The organism is Bacteroides clarus (assembly GCF_015555825.1).
GTDB classification, from domain to species: Bacteria; Bacteroidota; Bacteroidia; order Bacteroidales; family Bacteroidaceae; genus Bacteroides; species Bacteroides clarus.
This window is the reverse complement of the sequence record NZ_JADNLF010000018.1, coordinates 1-25,469: the sequence shown is the minus strand read 5'-3', so window position 1 is coordinate 25,469 and position 25,469 is coordinate 1. Positions and strand designations below refer to the sequence as shown.

The following is a 25,469-nucleotide window of genomic DNA, read 5'->3' as shown; positions in this document are numbered from 1 at the left end:
ATTTCTATGTTTTACCTTCACAAAAGTAGGCGGCGCTTCCGGAAACGGCAAAAACAATAGACGTTTGCCTGGATTGTATCGGCGGACTACTTTTTTCTGCCGACAATTAACTTTTCAGCCTTTTATTTGTTATTTATATAAAAGTATTTTATATTTGTAATGATTATAAATTGAGCTTCTATGAGAAACCTCGTGACCGGTATTTGGCAATTCTATGTTGAGGGCTTCCGGAGTATGACATTAGGACGTACTTTGTGGCTGATAATTGCAATCAAACTGTTTATCATGTTTTTTATCCTTCGCCTTTTCTTCTTCCCGAACTATCTGAACAAAGCCGCCGTAGGCAGCGATAAGGAAGAGTATGTCAGCCGCGAACTGATTCTGAGGGCGCAGGAGAACGGTGATTAGTGATTAGCGATTAGGGATTAGTGATTAGGGGGCGGGATGGCTCTTTTCACTATTCTTTATACTTGATATTATACTTGATATTTTATACTTAATACTTAATACTTTATACTTAATATTTTACCTCTCATGCTTGAAAACATTGACACTTCCCTGATTGACTGGTCGAGAGCGCAATTCGCTTTGACCGCTATCTATCATTGGATTTTCGTGCCGCTTACTTTAGGACTGGCGGTGATTATGGGCATCATGGAAACGGTGTACTACCGTACGGGTGACGAGTTTTGGAAACATACAGCCAAGTTCTGGATGAAGCTCTTCGGCATCAACTTCGCCATAGGTGTGGCTACGGGATTGATTCTGGAGTTTGAATTCGGCACGAACTGGAGCAATTACAGCTGGTTTGTGGGCGACATCTTCGGTGCGCCGCTGGCTATCGAAGGCATCCTGGCATTCTTTATGGAAGCCACGTTCATTGCGGTGATGTTCTTCGGTTGGGACAAGGTGAGCAAACGCTTCCACCTGGCCTCTACCTGGCTTACGGGTCTTGGCGCTACTATCTCCGCCTGGTGGATTCTGGTGGCAAACGCCTGGATGCAGAACCCGGTGGGCATGGAATTCAATCCCGATACCGCCCGCAACGAAATGGTGGACTTCTGGGCTGTGGCTACTTCGCCGATGGCAGTCAACAAGTTTTTCCACAGCGTATTGTCCGGCTGGGTGCTGGCCGCGGTGTTTGTGGTAGGCGTGAGTTGCTGGTATCTGTGGAAGAACCGTGAGAAGAAGTTTGCCTTGTCAAGCATAAAGATAGCCGCCTGGGTGGGACTGTGCGCCGCTGTGCTTTCCGCATGGACGGGTGACGGTTCCGGTTATCAGGTGGCGCAGAAACAGCCTATGAAGCTGGCTGCCATGGAAGGTTATTATCAGGGACAGGAAGGAGCCGGGCTGGTGGCTTTCGGTATTCTCAATCCCGAAAAGGAAACGGCCGGTGACGGAAAGGATGCTTTCCTTTTCCGCATGGAGATTCCCAAGTTCCTGTCGCTGCTTGCCGAGCGTGACTCAAAGGCTTTCGTGCCGGGCATCAACGACCTGCTGAAAGGCGGTTATCCCCTGAAAGATGGTACGACCGCGCTCTCCGCCCAAGAAAAGATTGAGAAGGGAAAGACGGCTATCGGCGCTTTCTCCGCCTATCGCGCCGCCAAGGCTGCGGGCAATGATGCCGATGCGCAGGTGGCTGCCAAAGTGCTGAAAGAGAATGTGGCGTATTTCGGTTATGGTTATATCAAGGATGTAAACGAGCTGGTTCCCAATGTGCCGCTCACTTTCTATATGTTCCGAATCATGGTGATATTGGGCGGGTATTTCATCCTTTTCTTTATCGTGGTTCTTGTGCTTGCCTATAAGAAAGACTTGTCGCGGATGCGCTGGATGCATTGGGTGGCCATGCTGACCATTCCGTTGGGCTATCTTGCCGGACAGGCCGGTTGGGTGGTTGCCGAGTGCGGACGTCAGCCGTGGGCCATTCAGGATATGTTGCCCACCAGTGCCGCTATTTCCAAACTGGATGTCGGCTCCGTGCAGACCACATTCTTTATTTTCCTCGTACTGTTCACCATTATGCTGATTGCCGAAGTGGGCATTATGCTGAAAGCGATACGGAAAGGTCCGGAAAACGAACTCCCCCATAACTCATAACTTATAACTCATAACTCATAACTCATAACTTTTCACATGAATACCTATCTATTTCTTCAACAATATTGGTGGTTTGTAGTGTCCCTGTTGGGGGCCTTACTTGTTTTCCTGCTGTTTGTGCAGGGGGGTAACTCGTTGATATTTTGTCTGGGCAAGACGGAAGAGCAGCGTAAGATGATAATCAACTCTACGGGGCGGAAGTGGGAGTTTACGTTTACTACGCTCGTGACGTTCGGCGGGGCGTTCTTTGCGTCGTTCCCGTTGTTTTACAGTACGAGTTTCGGCGGAGCCTACTGGCTGTGGATGATTATCCTGTTTACTTTCGTGTTGCAGGCCGTCAGCTATGAGTTCCAGTCGAAGGCGGGCAATCTGCTGGGTAAGACGACGTATCGCGCTTTTCTGGTGATAAACGGAGTGGTAGGGCCGGTGCTGTTGGGCGGTGCGGTGGCAACGTTCTTTACGGGGTCGGAGTTCTATATCGACAAAGGTAATATCGCCGATACGGTGATGCCGGTTATCAGCAGTTGGGCGAATGCGGGACATGGCCTGGATGCGTTGCTCAATCCCTGGAATGTAGTGCTGGGGCTGGCTGTGTTCTTCCTGGCACGTATTCTCGGTTCGCTTTATTTCATAAATAATATCAGTGATGCCGATTTGGTGAAACGTTGCCGCCGCGCGTTGTGGGGAAATACGGGGTTGTTCCTGGTGTTCTTCCTGGCGTTCGTTATCCGTACGCTGCTTGCCGAGGGATATGCGGTGAATCCGGAAACCGGAGAGGTCTTTATGGAGCCCTATAAGTATCTGACGAACTTCATCGAAATGCCTGTGGTGCTGATTGTATTCCTTGTGGGCGTGCTTGCGGTGCTTTGGGGAATTATCCGTACGGTGTGGAAACCTGCTTTCGATAAAGGAATATGGTTTGCCGGTGCGGGTACGGTGCTTACGGTGCTGGCGCTGCTGCTTGTGGCGGGTTATAACAATACTGCTTATTATCCCTCTACCGCCGACCTGCAAAGCTCGCTGACGCTGGCAAACAGTTGCTCCAGCCAGTTCACGTTGCGGGTAATGGCTTATGTGTCTGTTCTGGTTCCTTTTGTGCTTGCATACATTTTCTACGCATGGCGTAGCATCGACAAGAAGAAAATAGATGCGAAAGAGATGCGGGAAGAGGGGGGACATGCTTATTGATTGTTCCGGACACCGGGAGTTTGTGTCCTGATTGCCGGGGATTTCCCTTTAAAACTGCCGGAGATAATATAAAAACGCCTCGCGTTTGGATTACCAACGCGAGGCGTTTTTATTATTAATGAAAGGGTTTCAAGCCTTTATTTATTGCTTTTCAAGTACAAGTACCATAGCCTCTTCTTCACCGTCTTCGTCTTTTTCATAGAAAGACATGGTAGCCTTTTTAGCGTTCATCTGCTCAATGGTACATTCCATGCTGTAATGATCATATTTCAAAGTGAGCTTCTGAGCATTAATTTTCCAAGTGAAGTTTTCGGTGTAACCTGCCTGTTTTTCCGAACCGGTACCATCTTTTTTGAAGCTGAAGATTTCATTGATGTAGTCGCCGTCTTCCTTGCCGTATTCCTCTTTTACCCATTTGCCGGTTTCTTCGTCTTGATATTTGTACCAACCGTATTCGTCAACCACTTTCCAGTCACCGATAATCAGTTCGTTGGCATCTCCCTCGATACCTTCATCATCATCACCGCAAGATGTAAAACCAAGGCATAAAGCCATCATCATACAAGACAACCAAAATTTAAGTTCAAAGTTTTTCATTTTGTTCTTTTTTTTAAATTAATATTAAAACGATGCAAAGATAATTTCTATCGAATCGAAAAACTTTGTCTGTATGTAGTTTTTATTTATACAGAAGTGTAGGATAATATTCTACATGAGGTGCGCTTTATTCCGCCTCGTTTTCTTTGTTGTCTACGGGTGGAAAAGGGTGTTCTTGAAGCTCGCCGGAGTAGTACCGGAAGAAATCGCAGTTCAGTATGTAACAGATGCGCATTAGTAAATCTGTGTCTATGCTGTGTCGTTTGAAGATGGAATACACATTGGTGCGGTCGCAGTATAATTTCTTTGCGAACCAGCTTGCAGAGCGTTCCTGGCGGTGTAATTCCATTTCTATCAGTTTGCCGATGTTTATCATGGTATAGTGCATAAGCAAGTAAAAACGTTCATTCCCCCTCTTGTTTCCACAGGCTTTGAAACTCTGTTTCCCGAATAAGGAACAGGGTGGCCGGAGCGATTTCAACCTGTGCGCGGGTAGCGACGCTTTCCTTTCGCGTTTTATAAACTAAATTTATTTTTCAGTTTATCCTTTTTCGTTTCTTTTTTATTGCTTATTGCAAATGTATGAAAATTCTTATTTCTTCACAAGAGAATGTTTTATTATTTCTTTTTTTTCTTAGAGCCCGTCGGCTCTTCCGGTGGAAATTTCGGTACGAGTTTCATCAATCGCAGTATCTGTCCCTGCCTTTTCAGGATATAGCTTGAAGGGTGTGCGGAATCAAAGCGGATAGGGTTGGGCAGGGTTGCGGCAATCAGTGCGCATTGTCCGGCGGTGAGCTTGGCGGCGGTGGTATGGAACTTGTATCGGGCGGCCGCTTGCGCTCCGTAGATGCCTTTGCCCATTTCGATGGAGTTGAGGTAGACCGTCATTATCCGCTTTTTAGACCAGAACATCTCTATCATCCACGTAAAGTAAACTTCAAAGCCCTTGCGAATCCATGAGGACTGCGGCCACAGAAATACGTTCTTTGCCGTCTGCTGGCTGATGGTGCTCGCGCCGCGTTTCCGCTTGCGCTTCTCGTTCTCTTTCATGGCTTTCTGTATTTCGATGAAGTCGAAGCCGTTGTGTGTGGCAAAACGGTTGTCTTCCGACGCTATGACGGCCATAGGCAGGTGAGGGGAGAGCTTATCGAACGGCACCCATTCGTGATGCCATGCGGGGCTTTCCCCTTTAAATACCTGTTGCACGCTTCGGATAATCATCAGCGGCGTGACATATACCGGCATAAAACTATAAACCACTACCGTTACGGTAGTGGATATAAAGAAGAAGAGCAACAGATTGCGAATGATACGCAAGGGTTTGGAAAGCTTCATGGGAGATGATGGCCGGGACTATCATTTTCCCGCTTCCGCGTTCTTAATCATCTGCTCGCTGGCATACATAAAGATTACCACACGGCGATTCTGGGCGGCCGATAGGCTTTCGTCGTATTCATTGTACCCCACACCTTCCACTTGCTTGAATTGCGAGGGAGATACGCCGCAATCCTGCAAGTAATTCTCTACGGCATAAGCGCGGTTCTTGGAAACCTTCATGTTGGCTTCGTACGTGCCGACCTTGTCGGTATGCCCTATGATGGCGATGTCCGTGGTAGTATCTTCCTTCAGAATCTTGGCAAGGTCGCGCAAAGAAGCTTTCGCGTCGTTACTCAGCGTAGAGGAGTTGAAGGCAAACAGAATACCGGAGTCGAACGTCACCTTAACGGCATCCAGGTTGTTGGCGTCTTTCACCACTTCCACCTGCGCGCCTTCAATCTTGGCGGCTTCGGCGGCCTTTTTATCCATCTTATGGCCGATGGCCACACCTGCGCCCGTACCTACCGCAGCGCCTACCGCCGCACCGATGGCCGCGCCTTTACCTTTGCCGAACAGTCCGCCGATAATGGCTCCTGCCGCCGCTCCCGAGCCGCCGCCGATGATACCGCCCTTGGTCGTATTATTCATGGTGCCGCAGCTACCCAGTAGTATGGCACCGCTCAGCAGGAATGCTGTAATTTTCATCTTTTTCATACCTTTTATTTTTTTAATTGGTTCAAGTTTTACTAATGCAAATTTATGTATATAATACATCCGTTGGCATCAAAAAGTTTACCATTGTAGTTTTTTTAGAGAATTTTCCTTTTAATAAAGATAAACCAGCCCGTCAGGATTATTCCTTTGGCGATGGTGGTGCCGCTTACCGCCCACCAGATGGCATCCACGCCCATACCCGTTTGCACCAGCAGCAAGGCTGCCGGAATGCGCATGTAGTTGCACCCTATGCTGACGATAGCCGGCGGTACGGTGCGCCCTATGCCGTAGAATACGCCCTGCATGGTGATTTCCAGCATCATGAACAGTTGCGAGTAGCCGTCGATGCGCAGGAAGTTGCCGCCCGCGCGATAGGCCGCTTCCTCGGGCACGAAGACGGAGAACAGCTCGTTGCCGTAAAAGATGAACAGCAGCGAGCAAAGCGTGCCGAACACGGCCGTCATCCGGAGCGTCGTTTTCCATGCCTGCCATACGCGCGCTTTCTGTCCGGCGGCGTAGTTCTGGGCGATGAAAGTACTCAATCCGGTGGAGAAGCCCTGTGACGTATTCCAGGTGATGGCCTCTATTTGTCCGCCGGTGGTAAAGGCCATGAGCCCGATGTGGCCGCCCTGTTCCGCTGCCGTGCGCGACAGGAACATGTTGACGAAAGCGTACAGCGTATTCAGCGTGGCGACGGGCAGCCCCAGTTTGAAGATACGCCGGCTGTACTTCTTTTTCAGTCGGACGAAAAACGGGAATCCGCCGAGCAAGTCGTCTTTTCGCCGGAGCTTGTAGACGAAGATGAAGCATACGGAAGCCTCGGCCAGCCATGTGGCGAGCGCTGCGCCTACCGTTCCCCAGCCGAAGCCGAAGATAAAGAGAGGGTCGAGCAGGATATTCATCACAAGTCCCGTTCCGCTGATGTAGAACGGTGTCTTGCTGCGTCCAGAGGCGTTGTAGATACCCGTGAAGGCGGCGGAGAGGAAGACGAAAGGCAGTGCCGTCGATATGATGCGCAGATACGTTACGGCATTTTCGGTGATATGCGGTTCCAGCTCGAAAAGGCGCATGACGGGGCGGGCGAAAACAAACAGCAGTCCGCCCCAGCATACGGCGATAAGCAGTGCGATGCTGATGTTGTGCGAGGCGAAGGCACGTGCGTCTTCCCGGTTCTGCGCTCCGATGGACTGGCCTACGCTGACTTCCGACCCTACCTTGTTCAGCAGGGCGATAGAGCCTGACATCCACGTGAGAATACCCACCGCGCCTACCGCCGCAACCGCCTCGCTGCCCAGACGGCCTACCCACGCCATATCCGTCAGGCTGTACGCCATCTGGATGAAGGACGTAGCCATGATGGGCATCGCCAGGCCGAATAGCTGGCGGTTGATAGGGCCTTGGGTAAGATTTTTCGCTCCGTGCATGGTGTCGGGGGGATTATAAGGAACCGGTAAAAGGAAGAATCACGTTACTTATAATTCAGGAAACTTTCCTGAACCAGCTTGCCCGCCTGCCATACGGCGCGTATGTTCAGCTCCTTGTCCATGATGAGGATATCGGCGTCCTTATCCTTTTGCAGGGAACCTTTGCGGTCGTACACACCCATGATGCGTGCCGGGGTTTCGGAAGCCATGCGCAGGGCGTCGCCCAACGGGATGCCGGCTTTTGCCATGGTGCGCACCAGTACGTCCATGGTGGCGATGCTGCCTGCCAGAGAGGAGCGGTCGGCAAGTTTGCATACGCCGTCCTCGATGATGTAGCGCGGGTCGTTGATTTCCTTGCCTTCGGTGGCGGCGCAGGAGAGGGCGTCCGTTACGAGGCAGGTGTGCTCCACGCCTTTCAGTTTGTATGCCAGTTTCAGGATGGTGGACGGCAGGTGGATGCCGTCGGCGATGAGTTCGATGGTCATGCCGTCGGTCAGGTAGACGCTTTCCACAGTGCCCTCGTACTTGTATTCGCGGCGTTTGTGGAAGCCCGGCATGGCGTTGTAGAAGTGGGCGGCGTGGGTAAATCCGGCTTCGTAGGCGGCACGGATGCCGTCGTATTCGGCTTCGGTGTGCGATACGGCTGCCAGTATGCCTTTTTCGCGCAGGTAGCTTGCGAATTCCAGCGCTCCGGGCAGTTCGGGAGAGGCGTCCCAGCGGCGGATGCAACGGGTGCTTTCTACAAGCTCGCGGTACTCTTGTTCGTCAATCTCTTTCACCTGGTCGGCAAACTGCTCGCCTGCCATTTTCCTGTTGAGGTAGGGGCCTTCGATGTGAAGTCCCAGCACGGGGCTGTCCGGTTCTGCCATGAGCCGCTCGCACACTTTGGCGGCTTGATGCAGCTTGTCGAACGGAGACGAGGAAATGGTGGGGTAGAAGCTCGTTGCGCCATGAGCGAGGTGTGCGTCGATGATGCTGCGGAACGCTTCTTCGGTACATTCGTTGAAGTCGTGTCCGCCACCGCCATGCGCGTGCATGCAGACGAAGCCGGGCACGATGTACATGCCTTTGGCGTCGATGAGACGTGCGCCGATAAGGGCGAGGTCGCAGTTGGTCACTTCAAGGATTTTTCCGTCACGCATCAGGACGGAACCTTCATTCAGCCAGCCTTGCGGGGTGAATATGCGTCCATTGATAATTTGAGTTAACATGGAGGGAGGGGATTTAAGAGTTATAAGTTATGAGTTATGAGTTATTGGGGGTATGGGTTATGAGGGGGTTACCGTATTCTCCGTCTCCGGTGGTGGCGCTGTTTCTGCCGGTACTTGCGTATCTTGCCGTACACCAGCCATACGAACAGCACGCCGAATACGGAGAATATCAGCAGTACGATGCCGGTGTTGAGGTTGTCGCCTTTCACGCGGCTCCACATTTCGAGTACGAGTTCGGTGCGGTCGCCGAAGTCACGTATCATGGCGCAGCGCTCCACGACTTTCCTGTCGGGATATTGTACGGGATTGATTTGCAGGCTGTCCGCACCTACGCCTTCACCGAAGAAGTAGCTGAGGTCGGAACGCGTCGCGATGGCGGTGTCCCGTTTGGCTTCCATGATTTCGGGGGTGGCAACGGCGCTGACGTAACCTATGGCGTCCATATTGCGCAGGGCGATGCCGGGTTGGCAGAGATAGTTGATGAAGTAGGCGGCAGCCTTGGGGTTACGCGCGTATTTGGGGATTACCCAGCCGTCGTACCAGATGTTGCTGCCCTCGCGCGGCACTTCGTAGGCAAGGTCTACGCCTACCGCTTCGGCTTCCTCGATGGCCCATACGGCATCGCCGCTCCAGGTGAGGTTGAGCCAGGTCTTGTTCTTGGTCATCATCTCCTTGCCGAAATCGGCTTCCCAACCGGAGATATTGGGCTTCATGGCTTTCAGATACTCCTCGGCCAGGGCTATGGCTTCGGGGGAGTTGTCGTTCATCAGTTGCTCCACGGTGACGGTGCCGTCGGCAAGCTGGCGGGCGTGGGCGTAGATGATGGCGGTTCCGTAGGCGTCGCGATAGCTGTCTTTCATCAGGATTTTACCCTTGTTCTTGGAGTTCCAGAGGCAGTGCCAGCTGCCGGCTTCGTCGGGGGTGATGAAGTTGCGGTTGTACAGGATGCCGGCCGTGCCCCACATGTATGGTACGGCATAGTCGGTGGTGGTGCGTCCCGGCTGACTGGTCTTGTTCAGCTCCCGGCGGATGTAGGGGGAGATGTTGGGCAGGTAGTCCGGGGTCTTGCCGAAGTCGCGGTCGATGGGCAGGAGAAGGTTCTTCTTCAGCATCCGTTCGATGATGTATTCCGAGGGGCACACCACGTCGAAGTCTTCGTGGCCGCGCTCTATCTTGGTGAGCATGATTTCGTTGATGTCGAACACCTGGTAGATAAGGCGGATGTCCTGCCCCGTCTGTTGCTTGTACCAGGCGGGGAACTCGGCAAGTACGTCTTCGTCGATGTAGTCCGCCCAGTTGTAGACTTTCAGTACGTGGCTGCGCTCTTCGCCGGAGTCCTTGCACGAGGCGGCTGCGAAGACGAGGCAAAGGAGAAGGAGTATGTGTGTTAATCTTTTCATTTTTTTTGTTCAGCAGGTTTATCTTGACTATACTTTCATTTTTCGGCTTGCGGGATGAATCTTTCCGTCCTGCGGGATGAGAAAATTCGTCTCACGAAGCGGGTGTATCCCGTCTTGCGGGGCGGATGATTTCATCTCACGGGAGCAGTCACCTTAGCCCGTGAGCAATCACCTCGCCCTGTGAGATGGGGCGGGTTTAATTTTTCCGTGCACGCTCCGCACGCTTGTTGATGACAATCAGCAGCACCAGCACCGTAACGAATATAATGGTGGAGAGGGGACGCAGCTCCGGTGTCAGTCCGCCTTTGCGCGCATCGGCGTAGATGTAGGTGGAGAGCGTTTCCAGTCCTTCGTTTCCAATGGTGAATATGGTTACTGCGAAATCGTCGATGGAGAGCGTGAAGGCAAGGATGAAGCCGCTTATCATGCCCGGAAATATCTCCGGCAGAATCACCTTGCGCAATGCCTGGAAAGGAGTGGCTCCGAGGTCGAGGGCGGCTTCGTACACGTTCTGGTTCATCTTCTTCAAACGGGGCATCACGCTCAGCACTACGTAGGGGGTGCAGAACGTGATGTGCGCCAGTACCACCGTCGCGAATCCCTGCGAGATGCCGAAGCTGACGAACAGCAGGAACAGCGACACACCCGTGATGATGTCCGCGTTCATCATCGGAATGGCGTTGGCGAAGTTCATCACCTGACGCGTGCGTGTGCGCAGGTTGAAGATGCCGATGGCCGCGATGCTGCCCAACGCCGTACTGGCGGTGGCTGCCAGCATGGCAATGGCGAATGTGTTCCAGATGGCGTTCATCAGCGAGTGGTGCATGCCGCCCGTGAAGAGGGAGCTGTACAGCTTGGTGGAGAATCCCGTCCAGTTGCCCAGCACTTTGGCCTCGGTGAACGAGAATATCATTATGATGAGGATAGGCGAGTAGAGCAGCGCAAGCAGCAGCCACAGGTAGCCTTTGGCAAGAATACGTGTCATCATATCACACCTCCGCTTTCATTGGATGCGCTGTCCTCTTCGTTCGTAAAGAGGATGGTGACGCCTATCAGCAACAGCATGATGAGCGACAAGGCCGCACCGTAGTTCCACATTCCGTTGTATATATTCTCCTGCACGGTCGTTCCGAAGAGCTTGATGTTGTTCATCGTCAGCAGTTCGGCAATGGCGAAGGTGCTTACCGTAGGCATGAACACCATTACGATGCCGCTCATGATGCCCGGCATGGAGAGGGGCAGTATCACTTTGCCGAATACCTGCAAGGGGTTGGCTCCGAGGTCTTGGGCGGCTTCAATGAGGTTGTGGTCCATCTTCTGCAAGGTGTTGTAGATGGGGTATATCATGAACGGCAGGAAGTTGTACACCATACCGAACACGAGCGCGCCTTCGCCCAACGGCAGGTTGAGGAAGTCGAACAGCGCCACTGTGGCGAGCGTGCGTATCAGTATGTTCACCCACATGGGCAGGATAAACAGCACCACCATCGTCTGCGAGGTGTTGAACTGCCGCTGGCTGAGGATGTAAGCCGCCGGATAACCCAGCAACAGGCACGCCAGCGTCGTGATGATGGCTATGCCGATGGAATATACGAACGTGTTCATCGCTTCCGGGTGCATCATGAACTTGCGGAAATTGGCGAAGGTAAACGCTCCGTCGGCATCCGTAAAGGCGTACAGCACAATCAGCAGTAGCGGCACTATCACAAATATCAGCAGGAACAGCGCGTAGGGAACCGTCCAGTTGCGCCGCCGCATGAAGAAAGAAGATAACTTGTTTAACATCGCCTTATCACTTTATCGCCTTGTCATTTACTGTTACCCGTATGTTTTCCGGCGCAATCCGTATGCCCACTCTGTCGCCGTCGTCCCATACGTCGTTGGTGTCTACGAAGATGTCTTCGTCCCAGTCGGTAAATACGGTGAGGTGGTAGTGGTTTCCTTTGTAGAGGATGAATTTCACTTCGCCCGTCAGTCGTCCGTCTTCTTCGTTGTCCTCGAGGATGACGTTCCGGAAGTCCACTTCCACCGTTACGGGCGTTTCGGGCTCGATGCCCTGCACCGGACTGCATTCAAAGCTGCAACCCAGGAATTCCACGTGCGTCTCGTCCAGGAGCTTGCCTTCGAAGGTGTTGCAGGTGCGCTCTTTCTTCATCACGTGGATGTCGAAGGGTTTTACCAGCAGACCCACTTTGCGGCCTGCCTCGAAGCAGTGGTAGTCCTGTACCATCAGTTCGTAGCCCTCGTCGGTCTGTACCAGCATTTCGTAGTGCACGCCTTTGAAGATGGAGCTTGTTACGGTTCCCGTCAGTTGCGCCGCGTCCGAGGGCTCGAAGATGTAGATGTCTTCCGGACGGATTACGACGTCCACCTGCGTCTGTTCGCCGAAACCGGTGTCCACGCAGTCGAATTCCTGTCCGCAGAAACGGACGAGCTGGTCGTGCACCATGACGCCGTTCAGGATGTTGCTCTCGCCGATGAAGTCGGCCACGAAGGAGTTGATAGGCTCGTTGTAGATGTCTATCGGGGTGCCGGTTTGCTGTATCTTGCCTTCGCTCATGACGACGATGGTGTCGCTCAGGGTGAGGGCTTCTTCCTGGTCGTGGGTGACGTATACGAAGGTGATGCCCAGCTTTTGGTGCATCTCTTTGAGCTCCATCTGCATGTCCTTGCGCATCTTCAGGTCGAGAGCGGCAAGGGGCTCGTCAAGGAGCAGCACTTCGGGCTCGTTGACGATGGCGCGGGCTATGGCAACGCGCTGTTGCTGTCCGCCGGAGAGGGAGTCTACGTCGCGGTCTTCATAGTCGGTCATGCCCACCATGCGGAGCGCCTGCTTCACTTTTTTCTCGATTGTGGCGGCGGGCAGCTTCTTCAGCTTGAGGCCGAAAGCAATGTTGTTGAATACGTTGAGGTGGGGGAACAGGGCGTATTTCTGGAACACCGTGTTCACCGGACGCCGGTGGGGCGGTGTCTGCGTGATGTCCTTCCCTGCAATGGTAATCACTCCTTCCGAAGCAGTCTGGAAGCCTGCAATCAGACGCAGCAACGTCGTCTTTCCGCAACCGGACGGTCCCAATATCGTTACAAACTCGCCCTTACGGACAGACAAATTCACATCATTCAGTACGGCTTTATCTCCGAAGAACTTCGATACGTGCTCTACGCTGATGATGCAGTCGGACTTTTGCATAAGCGTTTCTTACTTTATCCAAACTAATTAAACAAATCTCTACCTGATACAGTCAGTCATAAAAAAGTGGCGCAAAGGTACATATTTTCTTGAAAACTTTAAGGGTTATGAGTTATAAGTTATGAGTAATTTACCGATGCTCGCAAATAAGTCCTAACTTTGCGGCCTGTAACATTAAATTCCTTATAAGAAATGGAAAAGAAAATCGTACTCATCACGGGCGCCTCTTCGGGCATAGGAGAGGGCTGCGCACGCAAGTTTGCCATGAATGGCTACCGCCTGATTCTCAACGGACGGAATATGGAGAAGCTGACCGCCGTAAAGCGCGAGCTGGAAACGGAATACCGCGCGGACGTCTGCCTGCTGCCTTTCGACGTACGTGACCGCGGGGCTGCGAAAGCCGCTCTCGACTCGCTTCCCGAAGAATGGAAGGCGATAGATATTCTCGTTAATAACGCCGGACTGGTAATCGGCGTGGATAAGGAACACGAAGGCAATCTCGACGAATGGGACATCGTGCTCGACACCAATATCAAGTCGTTGCTTGCCATGACCCGCCTTGTTGTCCCCGGAATGGTGGAACGCGGCCGCGGTCATGTCATCAATATGGGCTCCATTGCGGGCGATTACGCCTATCCGGGCGGCAGTGTGTACTGTGCCAGCAAGGCTGCCGTAAAGGCGTTGTCTGACGGATTGCGCATCGACCTCGTGGATACTCCCGTGCGGGTGACCAACATCAAGCCCGGTTTGGTGGAGACGAATTTCTCCGTAGTGCGCTTCCGTGGAGACAAGTCGGCTGCCGATAATGTGTACAAGGGTATCCGTCCGCTTACGGGCGACGATATTGCCGAGGTGGTGTACTTTGCCGCCGCCGTACCCGAACACATACAGGTGGCCGAGGTGCTGGTAATGCCCGCCAATCAGGCGACGGGTACAATCGTCAGCCGGAAATAGAGGCTCTTCCGTGATAGTTAAGAGTAAAGTCTGCCATGGGCGATAAGTACGAAGAGCCTGGGCACGGAGCTGATAGGGATTGCTGTATGGACGCTCGCCGTTACGGTATTCCGCAACTTTAATCCTGTTTACTGTTTCCTTTCGCTTTTTTGAGGTATCAGCGCATTCCGGTGTTGTTGACGGTTGTTTTTTTGTTTTGCATTACATGCATCCCTAATCGCAAAATCAATGATTCGGGTATAAATATCCGTAAATCATATACAAACCGGTTTGCGTAACCGCGGTAAATTTGCAATCGTAAAACAACCGGTAATAGTAATAACCTCATACGATAAATGAAACGACCATGAACAAGATTCTTTTAATTTCAGTATTCAGTATTTTAACTTTCAATGTTATGGCACAAGAGAAAATAGTACAGACAGCCGGGCGTACCCAATTAGGGGAGTTCGCTCCTAAATTCGCAGAACTCAACGATGATGTTCTTTTTGGAGAAGTGTGGAGCCGTACCGACAAACTCGGTTTGCGCGACCGCAGTTTGGTAACCGTTACCTCGCTCATCAGTCAGGGCATCACGGACAATTCGCTCGTATTCCATCTTCAGTCGGCAAAGAAGAACGGCATTACCCGTACCGAGATTGCCGAAATCATAACTCACATCGGTTTCTATGCAGGTTGGCCGAAAGCATGGGCGGCATTCAATCTGGCAAAAGGCGTATGGGCGGAAGATGCTGCCGGTGAGGATGCCAAAGCCGCTTTCCAGCGCGAAATGATTTTTCCTATCGGTGAGCCGAATACGGCATACGCAAAGTATTTCATCGGTAACAGTTATCTCGCCCCCGTTTCGCGCGAGCAGGTGGGCGTTTCCAATGTCACGTTCGAGCCTCGCTGCCGTAACAACTGGCATATCCATCGTGCAACAAGTGGTGGCGGACAAATGTTGATCGGTGTAGCCGGACGCGGCTGGTATCAGGAAGAGGGCAAGCCTGCTGTGGAAATTCTGCCGGGTACGGTTATCCATATCCCGGCAAACGTCAAACATTGGCATGGAGCTGCTGCCGACGGTTGGTTCGCTCATTTGGCTTTCGAGGTTCCCGGTGAAAATACTTCCAATGAATGGCTCGAACCGGTGACGGACGAAGAGTATGATAAGCTCGAATCGGATAAGCGATAATCTCGGCCGGGCTTCCCGGCGAACATATATTAAATAATGTATGATGGGTATAATAAGATGCTTAGGCTGTCCATCATGGCAAGTAACAAGTAATCGGAAACATTCAAAATCAGAATAAAATGAAACAAATTATATTGATAATTATGAGTTTACTAACTTTCAGCTGCTCATCGAAAGCGCAAAAACAGACAACGGATGCCGATACGCAATCCGATAAGAAAATCCTCGTGGCCTATTTCTCCTGTACCGGAACTACGGAGAGAGTTGCCGATGCCATTGCCCAAGCTGTTAGCGGTAAGCTGTACCGGATTACTCCGGCTGCGGCCTACACCTCGGCAGACCTTAATTGGAATAATAAGGCAAGCCGCAGTTCTGTGGAAATGGCGGATGAAACCTCACGCCCCGCGTTGGGCGGAGAAACGCTCAATCTGCAAGATTACGATGTGGTATTCCTCGGCTATCCGATATGGTGGGACTTGTGTCCGCGTCCGGTCAATACATTTCTTGAGAAATATGATTTCTCCGGTAAGACAATCATTCCGTTTGCCACTTCCGGCGGCAGTTCTATTACAGGCAGCGTAAAGCAACTCAGGAAGCTATATCCTAAAATCGAATGGCAGGCAGGCCGGCTGTGTAATGGAAGCGCAAAGCAGGCCGGAGATTGGGCAAAACAGGTTGCCAATGCCGAATAGAATCCCCTTGTTACGGGAAAACCCACTAAACAGAGTGCCCGTAGCAGGCAGGTTGGTAATGACGCCTGCGATATAGTCGGAGATAAAAGAAAAAGTCCTGTAATATCAATGTATTACAGGACTTATCTCTTTTTGCCGATTTCGGCTTTGTTTTCTGGTGATCCGCTTGGGGCTCGAACCCAAGACCCCAACATTAAAAGTGTTGTGCTCTACCTGCTGAGCTAGCGAATCAATCCTTTATTGCTGTTAAGCGGGTGCAAAGATAGAGACTTTTTTGGAAGTTGCAAAAGATTTTCGCTTTTTTTCTTATCTTTGTACCGGAATTTCGTGTGTAAGAGTCTTATATCACATCTCGGACATTATATTTTATATTTCATACTTTATACTTAAATTACATGGCAACAGTAGACGATAAGAAAATTATCTTTTCTATGGTAGGGCTGAACAAGACCATTCAGCAGAACAACAAGCAGGTGTTGAAGAACATCTACCTCTCGTTCTTCTATGGAGCGAAAATCGGTATCATCGGTCTGAACGGTTCGGGTAAATCGACCTTGCTGAAGATTATCGCCGGCTTGGATAAATCCTATCAGGGCGAAGTGGTGTTCTCGCCCGGATATTCGGTGGGATACTTGGCGCAGGAGCCTTACCTCGATCCCACAAAGACAGTAAAAGAAGTGGTAATGGAAGGCGTACAGCCCATTGTGGACGCATTGGCGGAGTACGAGGAAATCAATCAGAAGTTCGGCCTGCCCGAATACTACGAAGACCAGGACAAGATGGACAAGCTCTTCACCCGTCAGGCAGAGTTGCAGGACATCATCGACGCTACCGATGCATGGAACCTCGACAGCAAGTTGGAGCGCGCCATGGATGCACTCCGCTGTCCGCCCGAAGACCAGTCGGTAGAACACCTTTCCGGTGGTGAACGCCGTCGTGTGGCACTCTGTCGCCTGTTGCTCCAGAAGCCCGACGTATTGCTCCTTGACGAGCCTACCAACCACCTCGACGCCGAATCCATCGACTGGCTGGAACAGCACTTGCAGCAGTACGAAGGTACGGTAATCGCCGTTACCCACGACCGTTACTTCCTCGACCATGTGGCAGGCTGGATTCTCGAGCTCGACCGTGGTGAAGGCATCCCCTGGAAGGGCAACTACTCCAGCTGGCTCGACCAGAAGACCAAGCGTATGGAGCAGGAAGAAAAGACCGCCAGCAAACGCCGCAAGACGCTGGAGCGCGAGCTGGAATGGGTGCGTATGGCTCCCAAAGCCCGTCAGGCAAAGGGAAAAGCCCGTTTGAACTCCTACGACAAACTGCTGAACGAGGATGTGAAGGAGAAAGAGGAAAAGCTCGAAATCTTCATCCCCAACGGTCCCCGTCTGGGCAACAAGGTTATCGAAGCCAAGCACGTGGCAAAAGCGTTTGGCGACAAGCTCCTGTTCGACGACCTCAACTTCATGCTGCCGCCTAACGGTATCGTGGGTATCATCGGCCCCAACGGTGCGGGTAAAACCACTCTCTTCCGCCTTATCATGGGCTTGGAAACTCCCGACAGCGGCGAATTCGAAGTAGGAGAGACCGTAAAAGTGGCCTACGTAGACCAGCAGCATAAGGACATCGACCCCAACAAGAGCGTCTATCAGGTAATCTCCGGCGGCAACGATCTCATCCGTATGGGCGGACGCGACATCAACGCACGTGCCTACCTGTCGCGCTTCAACTTCTCCGGAGCCGACCAGGAAAAGCTTTGCGGCGTGCTCTCCGGTGGTGAGCGCAACCGTCTTCACCTGGCTCTCTGCCTTAAGGAAGAAGGCAATGTGCTGCTCCTCGACGAACCTACCAATGACATCGACGTCAATACGCTGCGCGCTCTCGAAGAGGGTCTTGAGGACTTTGCCGGATGCGCTGTGGTCATCAGCCACGACCGTTGGTTCCTCGACCGTATCTGTACGCACATCCTCGCGTTTGAAGGCGACTCCAATGTGTTCTTCTTCGAAGGCTCTTATTCGGAGTATGAAGAAAACAAATTGAAACGTTTGGGCAGAGAAGAGCCTACTCGCGTGCGATATAGAAAATTAATGAATGATTGATATTAGATTTTAATCTGAAAGCATATGCGTCACATTTGTGACAAAAAGAAAGCTCCGCGGGAAACTTGCGGAGCTTTTTTATTTAAGATGTTTTCAAAAAAGTTTAGCAGCCTTAAAAAATGTAGCATAATAGTAATGTATATATAGCTAAATAATATTATATTTGCAATTCATGAATGTTTTTAAATATTAATTAACACTATCTATTAACTAAAAGCGGAATTATGAGAAAACATCTAATTCAATTCCTGTTGGTGGCTGTGCTGTCGGCTTGTAGTGCCGTTGCATGGTCTCAAACTACAGTAAGAGGTCAGCTTGTCGATGCTGAAACAGGCGAGCCTTTGGTCGGTGCTGCCGTTATGGTAGAGGGCACTACTCAGGGGTCGGTGACCGACATTGACGGTTATTTCAAGCAAGGCGTTGCTTCGAATGCTACATTATTGTTTAAATACATGGGTTATAAAGACCTGAAGAAGAAAGTTACGCAGAAGGGCGCTTCTGTAAATTTGGGTATTATCCAAATGAAACCCGATGCTGTGATGCTGAAAGATGTGGTGATTACTTCATCCGTAGCGGTAGCGCGTAAAACACCGGTCGCTTTATCCACGGTAGATCCGGTATTTATTGAAGAGAAATTGGGAACTCAGGAGTTTCCGGAATTATTGAAATCCACTCCGGGCGTGCATGCCAACAAACAAGGCGGTGGTTTTGGAGATTCCGAAATTTATATGCGCGGTTTTGATAATAGTAACATCGCTATGATGGTAAATGGCGTACCTATGAACGATATGGAGTGGGGCGGCGTTTACTGGTCTAACTGGGCGGGACTTAGTGACGTAGCCCGCAGCATACAGACGCAGCGCGGTTTGGGTGCAAGTAAAGTGTCGGCTCCTTCTGTGGGCGGTACCATTAATATCGTAACCCGCAATTTGGATGCAAAGAAAGGCGGCTTTCTTTCTTACGGAATGGGAAATGACGGAATGAATAAAATTCTATTTTCGGTTTCTTCCGGAATAACCAAGAACGGTTGGGCATTCACCCTTATGGGGGGTAAGAACTGGGGTAACGGCTATATCCAGGGTACGGCGTTCGAAGGTTACAACTGGTTTGCCAGCATTTCCAAACGCATCAATGAAGAGCATCAACTTACGCTTACCGCATTCGGTGCTCCGCAGTGGCATGACCAACGTAATTCCTCTTACGGCGGTTTGACTATTGCCGACTGGAAAATGGTAGAGACTGTTTATGGTGTGAAAGACCATAAATATAATCCTACCTTCGGTTATCGTTCTAACGGTGAGTCATATAACTCTTATCGCAACTCTTATCACAAGCCACTCATCAGTTTAAATCACCAATGGCAAATTAACTCCAAATCTTCGCTCAGTACTTCGCTTTACGTGTCATTGGGTCGCGGTTCCGGTTTCTCCGGCCAAGGAAATACAGAGTTCTCCCCTTATTCATACACTTCATGGAGAGGAGCTTATAAAGGTACGTTGTACGATACTTTCCGCCGCAGTGACGGAACATTCGACTATGCTGCCATCGAAGAGATTAACCGTACGAGTGAATACGGTTCCGCATTGATTGCCGCACGTTCCAATAACAGTCACGACTGGTACGGACTGCTCTCTACTTACACCACTAAGATAGGACAATATTTGGACTTCTATGGCGGTATAGACTATCGTTTTTATAAAGGTGTGCACCGTAACGAGATTTCAGACCTTTTTGGTGGTACATATTATCTTGATTCTGAGCGTGGCAACGTAGATGTCAAGAACAATATTCACGCGGCCGACCCTAATTGGCGCTATCAGAAATTAGGTGTCGGTGACGTTGTTTTCCGCGATTATGACGGATTTGTAATGCAGGAAGGCGGCTTCTTCCAATTGGAATACAATAAAGACCGTTTGGCTGCTTTCGTCGCAGGGTCGCTTTCAAACACCGGTTACTGGCGTTACGACCGTTTTTACTACGATAAGGAACACGCCAAGTCCAAAACGGTAAACTTCTTGGGCTTCACCGCTAAAGGTGGCGCCAATTACAACATTACGGACAACCACAATGTGTTTGCCAATGTAGGTTATATCAGTCGTGCTCCCAAGTACTCATACGGTGCATTTATGACATCGGACAAGAGTAATATCCTGAACAAGGAAGCCGTGAATGAAAAAGTATTCTCGGCAGAGTTGGGTTATGGTTTCCGTAACACGTGGCTGACAGCTAATCTGAATCTCTATTACACTCGTTGGATGGACAAAACCATGACAAAGAGTGTGACGCTGGATAATCAGCAGAATGGCAATATCAATATGTCCGGCCTTGCCGCTTTGCATAAAGGCGCTGAGTTGGATATTAAAATCAGACCTTTCCGGTGGCTGGAACTTACCGGTATGGTTTCTTTAGGCGATTGGAAGTGGGATAGCGATGCTACGGGATACGTATACGACGAGTTGGGTAATGCCATGACGCAAGCCGGAAAGGTTACCACTCCGGGAGCCGAGGATCATGCCAAGGCGCACATCAAGATGAATGGTATCCGTGTAGGCGGTTCGGCGCAGACTACGGCAGCCGTAGGCGCCAATGTAAACATTACCAAAGATCTGCGTGTAGGTGCCGACTGGACTTACTACGGACGTAACTATTCTTACTATGCCGTAGACGGTACAATCCTGACGGTTGGTAAAGAAACTGCGGTAGCGGAACCGTGGAAGATTCCTGCTGCCAGTCAGTTGGATATGAACGCTTCGTACCGCTTCAAGTTCGGTAAGCTGAATGCGATTCTGTCCGGTAATGTAAACAATCTGTTGAACTACCAGTATATTTCCAAGGCTTGGAACCCCAGTGGCGCAAGTACGGCGGCTACGGCCGATAACGTATATGTATTCTATTCTTTTGGACGTACATATAGCATAAGATTGAAAGTTAATTTCTAAACCGAAAACAAAGACATTCACAATATGAAGAAGAAAATATTCGTTTCAATAGCGTTGCTGGCTCTGTTAGCAGCTTGTGACGACCATTACGATGACCAGTTCAACATCAAACCCGATATCACGGATGTGAAGGACATCGCCATGACGTTGGAAACAGCCGATTACGGTACTATCTCCAAATTGAGCGCCAACCAAGAGCTGGCACTTTCCAAAGACCCCGAAGGAAAGACGTATGTAGAGGCATTGGCGGAAGTCGGTACTAACCATTATTTTACGGAAGAAGCGCCCGCTGAGGATTATCTTCCGGCCTATCTGAAATCCAAATATCCCAATGCAGACGAAGGCTCGCGATTTGTGGTTACTTACAAACTTTTCAGTCCGTCCGAGTATATGGGTGATTTTAAGAACCTGTCTGCCTATGACTTGACGGAAGATGACTATAAAACAGTATGGGGTGATAAAGTGAAAGCTTCTTTCCTTTCTCCTTCCACTGTATCTAAGATTCCGGGATTGCTGAAAGCTACTGTCAATAATCCGGCGGCAGGAGATATGAAAGTCGTGAATTATGCTTATTCCCAAACAGAGCCCAGTATCGGCGGTGGGGGTGATGGCGGTGATGAACCTGCGCCCTCTTACACAAGTGTTGCTGATTTGTTAAAACTTACGTCAAAAGGAGAATATACTTCTAAGGGTGAAGTAGTGGCGGTTAATGCTAAAAGCTTTATACTTAAGGATGAAACGGGGCTTATTCGTGTTTATCAAGGAAAGCTTGTAACGTGTTCCGTTGGCGATGTGGTAGAGGTATCTGGTGAGGTAGAGCTGGCAAAGCAGGGCATGAACCGCTTTAGTTCGAAATCTGTTTTCAAAGTTCTTGAACGCAAGGAAGCATTTACGTATCCTGCTCCGCAAACAATGGAGACTGCTGATTTGGTGACTTATGCAAATGCTGCTGTTCCTGCTATACAATACGTCACTTATGAGGGAACTTTAACGAAAAACTCAAATAATATAAATATTGTTTTAGATGGGGACAATTCAGTTCAAGGCTCTATTACCGATGCGTTGTTGGTAGATGATTCTTGGATTAATCAAACAGTTGTCGTAACCGGTTATCTTGCTGGAGTCAGTGGCAGTTCAGCTAAATATATCAATACATTCGCTACTTCGATTGTTGTGAAAGGCACAGCTAACCAAGTTACTCCGATAGGGCTGATAGCATACTCTCCGATAGGGAATTACACAGTGAAAGGACTGGTTACCGCCGTTCATACGAAAGGGTTTGTAATGACGGATGGAACAGGTGATATTTTGGTATACAAGAATGCCTTGCCTGACGAGAAAGTGGGAGACATGGTACAAGTGGTTGGTACAACGGAAGCCAGAAATGGTCTGATTCAATTTACGAGTACCGGACTTGCGGTAACAAGTATATCTGAAGGCAGTACCATTCCGAACGATATGGTTCCGCAAGTGCTGAGTGCCGCAGAGTTGAATGCTTATGCTGCCGCGCCGCGCTTTGCCTATGCCTCTGTTGAAGGTACGTTGACAATTAAAGACAGTGAAAAGGGATATAATTATTATAATCTGGCAGTGGAAGGGGTTGAAAAAGACCTCTCGTTATCTTATGTTGATGATTCCGATGTTGCGGCAAGCCTGAATGGGAAGAAAGTTGTCATGAATGGTTATTTGTTAGGGGCAAATAAAGGCGGATATATTCAGGTAATGTTGGTTTCTATAAAAGAAGCTGCTGCCGTTGCAGGTCTTCGTTCTCTTGCCTCTACCCGTGCTTCTTCCGTTTCTCCTACCACTTCCGCTTTGTATGTGTACGACGGCGATAACAATGCATGGAAAGAATATACGACTGAAGAAGCCAAGGTGGCCGTAGTAGAGCCGGGCGTTTACGAATCATTGGGTACGGATATGATTGAAGAGCCTGAAACGGTACTGCCTGCTTACTTAAAGCAGAAATATCCGTATGCGGCGGCAGAATCGGTAGTTGCGGTAATTTACAATGAGAAGGCGAATACGCCTGTGGTTGCAGAGTATACTTTGGGAGAAAATTGGATAGAAACGACTTCCAGCAGGCTGGTTACTACTACCTTTACGCAAGATACCGAAGGCATCAGTGCCGAGGCAAGCATGTACGTAAACGAAACATTCAAGAAAGACTTGGGCAGTTTCACTATTCAGGACGTATTTATGGATGGAGTGAGCTGGGTATGGAAACAAGACTCATACGGTTATATGAAAGCGTCCGCTTACATCAAAGCTACCGGTAATCATCAGGCGGAGAGTTGGCTTGTATCGCCTGTTATGAACTTTAAGAAGTCGAAAGAACCTGAACTGTTGTTTGAGCACGCCTGTCGTTTCCGTGCCGAGAATCCGGCCGACCATCTGAACGTGATGGTATCCGTAGACTATTCGGGTGATGTGAAGACCGCCACATGGACGGCTTTGACAGTCGAGAACTGGTCGGATGCTACCGACTGGACATTCGTAAGCAACAAAATAGACCTGAGCGCTTACAACGGACAGCAAGTTACCATCGCTTTCAAATATGCCAGCACCAATGAGGTTGCGCCTACTTGGGAAGTAAAGAATGTGGTAGTTCGTGAAAAGGTAGAAGGAGAAAGCGAAGGAGAAGAAGGCGGTGACGCCGAAACTCCGGCCGAATAGGTAAATGATGCGTTTGGGCGGGGTTTTACCCCGCTAAAGCGCCGTTTATCAAACAACAACATCCAATAAAGTAAAAAAAGAACAATGAAAAAACTTAGCAATATCTTAGGGTTGTGGCTGTTGATGCTGGGAATGGTTGCATGCGAAAGCTCCGACGCCCCCTATAACGGTTATATTGAAACAACGCAGGAAGGTGCCGCTACGCTTGTACTGAAAGGTTATGAGAATCCTCAGAGCGGATTTACGGTATTCGAACCGGAAGGTTTTCAGACTCCGTTCTATATTCAGGACAAGGCATTCTACGGCAAGCAATACACTTTTGTGAAAAGTTCTTCCACCCGTCTGGACGAAATGAAAACACGTCCGGCTGATGATGCCTGGCAGACGGAAGTTCCCGTGATAGATGGTGCCGCTTACTGGGCGCGTACCGCGACGTTGGCGGCAGACCAATACGTTAAATTCCGTATATGCGGTATCGACGGTAACAACGTTACGATAGAGTATGCGGTAGAGCAGGATGTAAGACCTAATGCCAATGCCAACGTAAAGGACGAAAGCGGCTATTCGCTCAATCTTGAGATTCCCCGCCTGAACGAAGCCAATGTTTTTGTAGCGCATTCGCTGAAAGTGAACGGTACGGAGATGCTGAACTACGCTTTGGAGTGGGACGACACGAAGAAACATTCCTCATGGGTGGCATTCTCTTTTGATGCGACAACACGTGTTGCCGGTGACGGTGTGGGACGTAAGGATAAGTTTATCGTCGACCCTCTTCTTCCCGAAGCGATGCAGGTTACCGATGCGCACCACAAGAGCGACGGCTTTGACCGCGGGCATATCTGCGGTTCTGCCGACCGTCTTTTCACTCAGGAAGCCAACGACCAGACATTCTATTTCAGTAATATGTCGCCGATGATACACTCTTTCAATAGTCCTTATTGGGCTGAGTTCGAGGAGCAAGTACGCAAATGGGGCGGAGCCGAGAGGGGTGTCACCACTACTTACAGTAAATTGTATGTGGTCAAAGGCGGCGCGTTGAACGAGCTTCTTGTAAATTATACAGGTACGAAGAAAGGCGGTGATCAAATAATACCTACTACCGACGAAAATGGTTTTACCATACATGGACTGGCTTGTCCGAAATATTACTTTATGGCTGTTTTATCCGAAACGGACGGTGTATATCATGCCATCGGTTTCTTGGCGGAACATAAGGAATACAGTAAGGCTCCTACTGCGGACGAAGTGAAAGCCCGTGCTGTCAGCATCGACGATTTGGAAGAGAAAACAGGAATAGATTTCTTCTGTAATCTGCCGGATGATTTGGAAAACACGGTAGAAAGCGATATGAATTTGGACGATTGGGCATGGTAATTATTCTGCCGGTTGTCTTATAGCGAGAAAGCGTTATCATTTACTTTGATAGCGCTTTCTTTTTTATGTTTTCTTTTTTCACCATTTCTCCTTTTTCACCTCAAAGCACGGGCATTGCTTCGTCCACTCCATGGGTTCCACTTCGCCGTTGCCGTTCAGGTCGGGGCTCAAGTCGCGGTGTCCGGCCACCCGGGCGTCGGGGTAGTCCAGCAGTAAAGTCCTTACGAGTACGCGGAGCGAATGACGTTGCCATTCGGTACGGGTGTCTTCGGGCATTCCGTAGTGATTGAGCCCGCCCTCGTAGCAGATGCCGATGCTGTGGGCGTTGTAGCCTCTGGCATGCGCACCAGGACGTTCCAAAGGCCGGAGCGTCTTTATATCACCGTTCTTACGGATGTAAAAATGATAACCTGCGCCGGAGAAGCC

General features: G+C 50.2%; 21 protein-coding genes and 1 tRNA gene. 10 read left to right on the top strand and 12 right to left on the bottom strand.

Annotated elements, in window-relative coordinates; all coding sequences use genetic code 11:
• Nucleotides 1-180 precede the first annotated feature (180 nt).
• From I2F54_RS15555 to I2F54_RS15545, 3 genes are all read left to right on the top strand, one after another.
• Nucleotides 181-408, top strand: a complete 228-nt coding sequence (locus I2F54_RS15555) for a DUF4492 domain-containing protein (RefSeq protein WP_009120418.1) — start codon at nucleotides 181-183, stop codon at nucleotides 406-408.
• Between the two features lie 126 nt (nucleotides 409-534).
• The gene (locus tag I2F54_RS15550; RefSeq protein ID WP_087413713.1) at nucleotides 535-2,100 is read left to right on the top strand and encodes a cytochrome ubiquinol oxidase subunit I; all 1,566 of its coding nucleotides are present in this window, start codon (nucleotides 535-537) and stop codon (nucleotides 2,098-2,100) included.
• 36 nt (nucleotides 2,101-2,136) lie between these two features.
• Nucleotides 2,137-3,288: a cytochrome d ubiquinol oxidase subunit II gene (locus I2F54_RS15545; RefSeq protein ID WP_009120420.1), complete on the top strand. Its 1,152-nt coding sequence runs from the start codon at nucleotides 2,137-2,139 to the stop codon at nucleotides 3,286-3,288.
• A 141-nt stretch (nucleotides 3,289-3,429) separates the two neighbouring features.
• Here I2F54_RS15545 and I2F54_RS15540 read toward each other — a convergent pair whose 3' ends face one another.
• The 10 genes from I2F54_RS15540 to I2F54_RS15495 form a co-directional block, all read right to left on the bottom strand.
• Entirely contained in the window at nucleotides 3,430-3,885 is a 456-nt protein-coding gene (locus I2F54_RS15540; RefSeq protein ID WP_009120421.1) for a hypothetical protein, read from the bottom strand.
• Nucleotides 3,886-4,012: 127 nt separating this feature from the next.
• Nucleotides 4,013-4,261 carry a helix-turn-helix domain-containing protein gene (locus I2F54_RS15535; protein WP_087413719.1) on the bottom strand — a complete coding sequence of 83 codons (249 nt, stop codon included), beginning with the start codon at nucleotides 4,259-4,261 and terminating at the stop codon, nucleotides 4,013-4,015.
• 242 nt (nucleotides 4,262-4,503) lie between these two features.
• Nucleotides 4,504-5,220 (bottom strand): monofunctional biosynthetic peptidoglycan transglycosylase, encoded by a 717-nt coding sequence (mtgA, locus tag I2F54_RS15530; RefSeq protein ID WP_022219331.1) that lies wholly within the window; start codon nucleotides 5,218-5,220, stop codon nucleotides 4,504-4,506.
• A 21-nt stretch (nucleotides 5,221-5,241) separates the two neighbouring features.
• Entirely contained in the window at nucleotides 5,242-5,916 is a 675-nt protein-coding gene (locus I2F54_RS15525) for an OmpA family protein (protein ID WP_009120424.1), read from the bottom strand.
• Between the two features lie 95 nt (nucleotides 5,917-6,011).
• Nucleotides 6,012-7,340 carry an MATE family efflux transporter gene (locus I2F54_RS15520; protein ID WP_009120425.1) on the bottom strand — a complete coding sequence of 443 codons (1,329 nt, stop codon included), beginning with the start codon at nucleotides 7,338-7,340 and terminating at the stop codon, nucleotides 6,012-6,014.
• A gap of 44 nt (nucleotides 7,341-7,384) precedes the next feature.
• On the bottom strand, nucleotides 7,385-8,551 hold the full coding sequence (gene nagA, locus I2F54_RS15515; protein ID WP_022219333.1) for an N-acetylglucosamine-6-phosphate deacetylase: 1,167 nt from the start codon (nucleotides 8,549-8,551) through the stop codon (nucleotides 7,385-7,387).
• A 68-nt stretch (nucleotides 8,552-8,619) separates the two neighbouring features.
• Nucleotides 8,620-9,951, bottom strand: a complete 1,332-nt coding sequence (locus I2F54_RS15510) for an ABC transporter substrate-binding protein (RefSeq protein ID WP_195501776.1) — start codon at nucleotides 9,949-9,951, stop codon at nucleotides 8,620-8,622.
• Nucleotides 9,952-10,147: 196 nt separating this feature from the next.
• Nucleotides 10,148-10,939, bottom strand: coding sequence for an ABC transporter permease (locus I2F54_RS15505; protein WP_009120428.1), 792 nt, complete (start codon nucleotides 10,937-10,939; stop codon nucleotides 10,148-10,150).
• Nucleotides 10,936-11,736 carry an ABC transporter permease gene (locus I2F54_RS15500; protein WP_009120429.1) on the bottom strand — a complete coding sequence of 267 codons (801 nt, stop codon included), beginning with the start codon at nucleotides 11,734-11,736 and terminating at the stop codon, nucleotides 10,936-10,938. Before I2F54_RS15500 ends, I2F54_RS15505 begins: the two co-directional genes overlap by 4 nt.
• A 7-nt stretch (nucleotides 11,737-11,743) precedes the next feature.
• The gene (locus tag I2F54_RS15495; protein ID WP_009120430.1) at nucleotides 11,744-13,141 is read right to left on the bottom strand and encodes a polyamine ABC transporter ATP-binding protein; all 1,398 of its coding nucleotides are present in this window, start codon (nucleotides 13,139-13,141) and stop codon (nucleotides 11,744-11,746) included.
• 192 nt (nucleotides 13,142-13,333) lie between these two features.
• Between I2F54_RS15495 and I2F54_RS15490 the strand changes: the two genes are divergently transcribed.
• The 3 genes from I2F54_RS15490 to I2F54_RS15480 all read left to right on the top strand — a co-directional run bounded on the left by I2F54_RS15490 (nucleotide 13,334) and on the right by I2F54_RS15480 (nucleotide 15,961).
• Nucleotides 13,334-14,095, top strand: coding sequence for an SDR family oxidoreductase (locus I2F54_RS15490; RefSeq protein WP_195501774.1), 762 nt, complete (start codon nucleotides 13,334-13,336; stop codon nucleotides 14,093-14,095).
• A 346-nt stretch (nucleotides 14,096-14,441) separates the two neighbouring features.
• Nucleotides 14,442-15,269, top strand: a complete 828-nt coding sequence (locus I2F54_RS15485; protein ID WP_009120434.1) for a carboxymuconolactone decarboxylase family protein — start codon at nucleotides 14,442-14,444, stop codon at nucleotides 15,267-15,269.
• A gap of 119 nt (nucleotides 15,270-15,388) precedes the next feature.
• Nucleotides 15,389-15,961: a flavodoxin gene (locus I2F54_RS15480; protein WP_039950146.1), complete on the top strand. Its 573-nt coding sequence runs from the start codon at nucleotides 15,389-15,391 to the stop codon at nucleotides 15,959-15,961.
• Nucleotides 15,962-16,116: 155 nt separating this feature from the next.
• Here the strand turns inward: I2F54_RS15480 and I2F54_RS15475 are convergent.
• Nucleotides 16,117-16,192 (bottom strand) — tRNA-Lys (locus tag I2F54_RS15475).
• 164 nt (nucleotides 16,193-16,356) lie between these two features.
• On the opposite strand from I2F54_RS15475, the gene ettA reads away from it, so the two are divergent.
• From ettA to I2F54_RS15455, 4 genes are all read left to right on the top strand, one after another.
• The gene (gene ettA, locus I2F54_RS15470) at nucleotides 16,357-18,054 is read left to right on the top strand and encodes an energy-dependent translational throttle protein EttA (RefSeq protein ID WP_009120438.1); all 1,698 of its coding nucleotides are present in this window, start codon (nucleotides 16,357-16,359) and stop codon (nucleotides 18,052-18,054) included.
• A 224-nt stretch (nucleotides 18,055-18,278) separates the two neighbouring features.
• Nucleotides 18,279-20,993, top strand: a complete 2,715-nt coding sequence (locus I2F54_RS15465) for a TonB-dependent receptor (protein ID WP_009120439.1) — start codon at nucleotides 18,279-18,281, stop codon at nucleotides 20,991-20,993.
• Between the two features lie 24 nt (nucleotides 20,994-21,017).
• Nucleotides 21,018-23,669, top strand: coding sequence for a choice-of-anchor J domain-containing protein (locus I2F54_RS15460; protein ID WP_195501772.1), 2,652 nt, complete (start codon nucleotides 21,018-21,020; stop codon nucleotides 23,667-23,669).
• An 84-nt stretch (nucleotides 23,670-23,753) separates the two neighbouring features.
• Complete coding sequence (locus tag I2F54_RS15455; RefSeq protein WP_009120441.1) at nucleotides 23,754-25,043, top strand: DNA/RNA non-specific endonuclease; 1,290 nt, start codon at nucleotides 23,754-23,756, stop codon at nucleotides 25,041-25,043.
• A 78-nt stretch (nucleotides 25,044-25,121) separates the two neighbouring features.
• Here the strand turns inward: I2F54_RS15455 and I2F54_RS15450 are convergent.
• On the bottom strand, nucleotides 25,122-25,469 hold a 348-nt coding region (locus I2F54_RS15450), incomplete at its 5' end, for an N-acetylmuramoyl-L-alanine amidase (protein WP_195501770.1).